Annotated in this window: 6 protein-coding genes; 3 read left to right on the top strand and 3 right to left on the bottom strand. The window is 38.6% G+C overall.

Translation table 11 applies throughout. The features are described from left to right. Window positions 1–47 precede the first annotated feature (47 nt). Window positions 48–902 carry a 16S rRNA (adenine(1518)-N(6)/adenine(1519)-N(6))-dimethyltransferase RsmA gene (gene rsmA, locus QZ334_RS06355; RefSeq protein WP_005387099.1) on the bottom strand — a complete coding sequence of 285 codons (855 nt, stop codon included), beginning with the start codon at window positions 900–902 and terminating at the stop codon, window positions 48–50. Window positions 903–915: 13 nt separating this feature from the next. After that, window positions 916–1443, bottom strand: a complete 528-nt coding sequence (rnmV, locus tag QZ334_RS06360; protein WP_119207310.1) for a ribonuclease M5 — start codon at window positions 1441–1443, stop codon at window positions 916–918. 104 nt (window positions 1444–1547) lie between these two features. On the opposite strand from rnmV, the gene QZ334_RS06365 reads away from it, so the two are divergent. From QZ334_RS06365 to msrB, 3 genes are all read left to right on the top strand, one after another. Then, on the top strand, window positions 1548–2486 hold the full coding sequence (locus QZ334_RS06365) for a LysR family transcriptional regulator (RefSeq protein ID WP_005387104.1): 939 nt from the start codon (window positions 1548–1550) through the stop codon (window positions 2484–2486). Between the two features lie 383 nt (window positions 2487–2869). Beyond that, the gene (locus tag QZ334_RS06370) at window positions 2870–3991 is read left to right on the top strand and encodes a 5-methyltetrahydropteroyltriglutamate--homocysteine S-methyltransferase (protein WP_005387106.1); all 1122 of its coding nucleotides are present in this window, start codon (window positions 2870–2872) and stop codon (window positions 3989–3991) included. Beyond that, entirely contained in the window at window positions 3992–4930 is a 939-nt protein-coding gene (gene msrB / locus QZ334_RS06375; protein WP_105088975.1) for a peptide-methionine (R)-S-oxide reductase MsrB, read from the top strand. It begins immediately after the preceding gene. Window positions 4931–5053: 123 nt separating this feature from the next. Here the strand turns inward: msrB and QZ334_RS06380 are convergent, their stop codons facing one another. Then, window positions 5054–6031: a 3D domain-containing protein gene (locus tag QZ334_RS06380; RefSeq protein ID WP_295232906.1), complete on the bottom strand. Its 978-nt coding sequence runs from the start codon at window positions 6029–6031 to the stop codon at window positions 5054–5056. Window positions 6032–6124: the final 93 nt, after the last annotated feature.

The following is a 6124-nucleotide window of genomic DNA, read 5'->3' on the forward strand; positions in this document are numbered from 1 at the left end:
TATTAGAATGATATGGTATCAATCTAATAAGCTCTTTTTACATTATTCTATTTAATTAAGGCCGCCCATGCATTGGCTACATCAGCAAACTCTTGAAGGGTAAATGTTTCCCCTCTTCGTTGACCATCGATATTCGCTTTTGCTAACAGCTCTTCGATTCTATCTTTTGATAAGCCCGTTGTTTTCATTGTATTAGCAAATGTTTTCCGTCGTTGTGCAAAACCAGCTTTCACCACTCGGAAGAATAGTTTCTCATCAATAACATCAACAGGAGGCTTGTCACGCAATACACAACGAATAACAGAGCTCGTTACAGCTGGAGCCGGTAAGAAAGATTTAGGCGGTACATCAAGTACAATATCAGGCTCAGTATAGTACTGTACAGCTACAGACAATGCACCATAATCCTTTGTACCTGGCTTAGCCACCATACGCAAGGCCACCTCTTTTTGCACCATTACAACAAGGCGTTCTATGGGTAATTTACTTTCCAATAGAGACATAATAATAGGTGTTGTAATATAGTATGGCAAATTAGCAACCACTTTAAATGGTTTATGGTTCATAATGGTTGGCACATCGAGTTTCAACACATCCCCATGGACAATACGTACATTGTCATAGGAAGCCAATGTAGTATCTAGAACCTCTAATAAGCGACGGTCTAACTCAATGGCCGTTACATCAGCACCACTTTGTGCTAACCCCTGTGTCAATGTGCCAATACCAGGACCTACCTCTAGTACAGGTTCACCAGGTGTCAATTCCGCAGCATGTACAATTTCGTCTACAATACCTCTCTTAATAAGAAAGTTCTGCCCTAATTTCTTACTCATTTTAATATCGAAGCGTTTACATATATAATGCACTACCTCAGGGCTTGCAATTACTGATTCTAACATCTTAACTCCTATTTTAACTATTTACAGCCTCTTCAAAAGCATCTCGACTTATACCATAGTGATTTAAACGGTATAAAAACTGTTTCCCATTGCCATAACCAATGCCTAACTTAGCCCCAATAACCGCACGGCGAGCAGCACTATCAGGCATACCTGATAACCCATGACGAACTAGATCTACCATAGAAAATTCGTTAGATGATTCCAAGGATTCTACATGTAATGTGGATAAAGCCTTTCTAATGGATTCTGGAGATGCTTGTTCTATGCCAATATCATCATTTGCAAAAGCTTCATCACGAGGGACAAAAGCATGCTGTGCATTAGGGAATTTTTTTGTTAATACACGACGAATTCTCTCCCCTGCTGTATCAGGATCGGTTAATATGATAATACCTCGCTTTTCATAAGCTACACGAATCATATCAATAACACCTTTACGAAGTGTAAAACCCTCTGTAGCAATACAGTCTGCTTCCACGGCTTGTGCAATACGTTGTATATCAGATTTTCCTTCTACGACGATGACTTGTTTAAGCATAGGTCCTCCTTTATTCTATTAGTACATTGTAACATATATATAACATTGCTTAAATACTTATAATCGAGTAGTATAGGTAGTGTAATATATAAAAGGAGGCCATTATGACCTTACAACAATTAAAGTATGTCACAACAATTGCAAATATAGGCAGTATTAGTGAAGCTGCTAAGAGACTCTTCGTCTCGCAACCAAGTCTAACAAAGGCTATTAAGGAATTGGAAAAGGAAATGGGCATTACCATTTTCGACCGTACCAATAAAGGGATTACTGTTTCTAAAGAAGGGGAACGTTTCCTCGGCTATGCACGCCAAGTACTAGAGCAAGCCGCTTTATTGGAAGAGCAATATAAAAGCCAAAGCGGTGGTAAAAAACAATTCTCTGTTTCTACGCAACATTACTCCTTTGCGGTTAACGCCTTTGTAGAGCTTTTAAAAGGCGCAGGCATCGATCAATATGATGTATCCTTACGGGAAACTCAAACCTATGAAATCATCGATGACGTAGCTCATATGAAGAGTGAGATTGGTTTACTCTTCTATAATGATTTTAATAGACCTGTACTAGAGAAATTAATTCATACTAATGAATTAACATTTACAGAGTTATTTACTGCACACCCACATATCTTCATAGGCAAAAACCATCCACTAGCTAATAAAAAGGTTGTGTCTATGGACGAGTTAGAGGAATATCCTTATATCTCATTTGAGCAAGGCGATCACAACTCCTTCTATTTCTCTGAAGAAATCTTTAGTACCGTTGTACGACCAAAACATATTCGTGTACGCGATAGAGCATCCCTCTTTAGTTTATTGCTTGGTCTAGATGGTTATACCGTATCAAGTGGTGTTATCGATGAAGAAGTAAATGGGGAGAATATTATTTCTGTACCTCTCGCCGAAGAAGGTTTGATGCACATCGGTTACATTACCAACAACAAAATGCATCGCAGCCGTTTAGGGCAAGAATATATTCAAGCCTTAGAACAGTATGTAGGCAACTACGGCAGACATATTAAACTACCTGAAACAAAAGAATAATATTGTAGGATTCTTGATTATATTTAAACTGCTCTACATAACAGTTTAACTTTAACTAAAAGCACTCTCGATTTTGAACTGCACCTCGAAAAATTGTGTCCAATTTTTCGAGTACAGTTCATTTAGAGAGTGCTTTTTAATATATGTAGAAAATCTAACTACTATCAAATACGCCAAAGAAAAGCATAGGATACTCTACAATTGAGTTGATACTATATTACTTTCATATCTTGATATAACTGAAATAAAAAAATAATCCGCTGATATAACTTAAAACTATATATAACATCAATATATTGATATTTTTATATATGCTCATCCTTAGTTATAATAAACCTATCGAATCTATCGGTTTTACCGTTTATATAAGGAGGATTATAAATATGTCCAAACAATTAGCACCATTTCATTTTGATATCGTAGGTTCCTTCCTACGCCCAGCAGAATTAAAAGAAGCTCGTGAAGCTTTTACAAAAGGAAATATTACAAGAGAAGAACTAACAGCTGTTGAAGATCGTCTCATTACAGACCTCATTCAAAAACAAAAAGCAGCAGGTCTTCCTGTTATCACTGATGGTGAATTCCGCCGTGCATACTGGCACTTAGATTTCATGTGGGGATTCAATGGCGTAAAAGAAATTGAACTTGAACACGGTTACAAATTCGTTGGACAAGAAACTGCGCCAGGCTCTCTCGCCCTTACTGGTAAAATTACAGGTACTAACCATCCATTTGTAGAGCATTTCAAATTCGTAAAACAATTTGAAGATGAACATACTACAGCTCGTCAAACAATTCCTGCTCCATCCCAATTCTTAGCTGAATTATTCCGTGAGGATAATGGTATTACAACACGCTCCTTCTACCCTGATTTAGAAGAATTAATTCAAGACATTGCTGCTGCATACCGTCAAGTAATTAAAGACCTCTATGAAGCAGGTTGCCGCAACATCCAATTTGATGATTGCACTTGGGGTATGTGCTGTGACCACGCTTACTGGACTGGTCGCCAAAAAGATAAAAGCGTCACTATCGAAGGTGAAACAGCTAAATACCTCCGCTTAAACAACTTGGCTCTCGAAGGTCGACCTCATGACTTAGCGTTCACAACCCATGTATGCCGTGGTAATTACAACTCTACTTGGGCTGCTAGTGGTGGTTATGAACCAGTTGCACCAATTCTATTCGCTAAAGAAAATGTAGATGCATACTATCTAGAATTTGATGATGACCGCTCTGGTGGCTTTGAACCATTGCGTGAAGTATCTCCTAATAAAAAGGTCGTATTAGGTCTTATTACATCTAAACGCCCAGAATTAGAGGATAAAGAGGTTATCAAAGAACGTATCAAAGAAGCTACAAAATATATTCCTCTTGAAAGACTTTGCCTATCCCCTCAATGTGGCTTTGCATCTTGTGAAATCGGCAACCAATTGACCGAAGAGCAACAATGGGCTAAACTTGCATTAGTAAAAGAAATAGCTCACGAAGTTTGGGGTGATTAAATGAATGAACATACTATATATTTAGGGGGCGGTTGTTTCTGGGGCCTTCAAGGGTATATCAGAAAAATCTCTGGTGTGATTTCCACTGAAGTAGGCTATGCCAATGGCCCTACGGAAAATCCAAGTTATGAAGATGTCTGTCATGATAGTGGTCACGTGGAAGCACTAAAGGTTACATACGATGCAGATGTACTTTCCTTAGATCACTTAATTCAATACTTCTTACGCGCCATCGATCCATTCAGCGTTAATAAACAAGGTGGCGACGTAGGCATTCAATATCGAACTGGTATTTACTATATAGATAAAGCCGACAAATCAATTATTGAAAGCACTTTAGCTCGTGCGCAATCCTTCGAAGGAAAGCCATTTGCTATTGAAGTATTACCTCTATCTAACTACTATTCTGCAGAGGAATATCACCAAGATTACTTAGATAAAAATCCTACTGGTTATTGTCATATTCCACTAGGCCTATCTGATGAACCACTTGTAGATGACAGTGCCTATAATAAACCTTCCGAGGAAGATCTCAAGGCTTTGTCGCCTCAAGAATTTGAAGTTACACAGAACTCTGCTACGGATGCGCCGTTCAGTCATGACCTAACCGATGAGTTCAAACCAGGACTGTACGTAGATATCACTACAGGAGAACCTCTCTTCGTGTCCGCCCATAAATTTGAGTCTCACTGTGGTTGGCCTAGCTTCACAAAGCCAATCGCAAAGGATGTTATTAAATACTATCAAGATGACTCTCATGGCATGAATCGGATTGAAGTCCGCAGCCGCATTGGTAATGCCCATTTAGGCCATGTATTTGAAGATGGCCCTAATGGTTCATTGCGCTACTGTATCAATGGATCATCTTTACGATTTATCCCTAAAGATGAATTAAAAGGTACAAAGTACGAATATCTAATTCCATATATCGAAGACTAAAAAAGGACGCCTTAATCATAAGGCGTCCTTTTACTATATCTATTGTGATTACTCACTTACTGAGCTAAGTAGGTCCAATAAAAAAAGGATATATCTTATAGATATACCCTCTAAATCATCTTATTAGTCCAATACGTACACTGTAACGTCTTGGCGACCAAAGTCCATAGCCTCACCATAAGAGTCCATTACAAGGTCAATTTTGTTACCCACAATGGCACCGCCTGTATCGGCAGCAATAGCTTCACCGTAACCAGGGATAAATAAACGTGTACCCAATGGAATAACATCTGGGTCAACCGCTGCAATACCGCGTACTGCAGGAACACCCGTTGCCGTAATACCAGCACCATCACCATCGCCAGCAAGGTAAGCAGAAGCTTCCATTACGATAGCACGAGATGAGCGACCCGCAATATTACGAGATGTTGTCACTTCACGAGTACCTTCTTTAATAATAGTAGGTACCATTTCGCGTTGTGTTACTTTGGATACGTCATTTGTTTTAATAACCGTACCATTACTATATAATGTTTCACGTTGCACTCGTTCTGAACCAGGTTGGCCAACTTGAACAACCTCTTCTTCACCCATAGCCATAGTGTCATCTTTTTGACGAATCACTTGAATAGGAATCTCTTGATCTACTGTGGATAAAGAACGGCTTGTTACTTGTGCAATTGTAATATGTGTACCACTTAATACAGAACCATTTGCATCGCCTACTACAGCGTAGTTAGGCATTTTGAAACCAAGTTCATTAGCAACGCCTTGTGCAGTTGTTTCTGTTGTGAAAACAGCTCTAGTCTTACCATTAACAGTTACATAAACTGGAATGGCACGTACAACAGTTAATGTTGTACCATTTTGAACAGATGTTGAGCTGGAAATAACTTTATCATTTGGATTTAATTTAACCCCGGCATCGCGTACGATACCTTCGTTAGAATTTAAATGCGTTCTAACAGTGTGCGCTGCACCATCTACCATAACGGTAACGGTTTTATCATTATAAGAAAAACCTGTCATAGTTACAGCTGTTACAATCAATCCAGCAACAACAGACGAAATATATCGTTTGTGTGTCTTATGAATTCTCATATTGTAATCCCTCCTGTAATGTAATTATTCTACTACAGATAGATATAACCTGTCAAACGCCAAAGGTTAACAATAAGAGATAAGCCTATATAA

Origin of the sequence: Veillonella sp., from assembly GCF_019414865.1 — a bacterium.
Classification (GTDB): domain Bacteria; phylum Bacillota; class Negativicutes; order Veillonellales; family Veillonellaceae; genus Veillonella.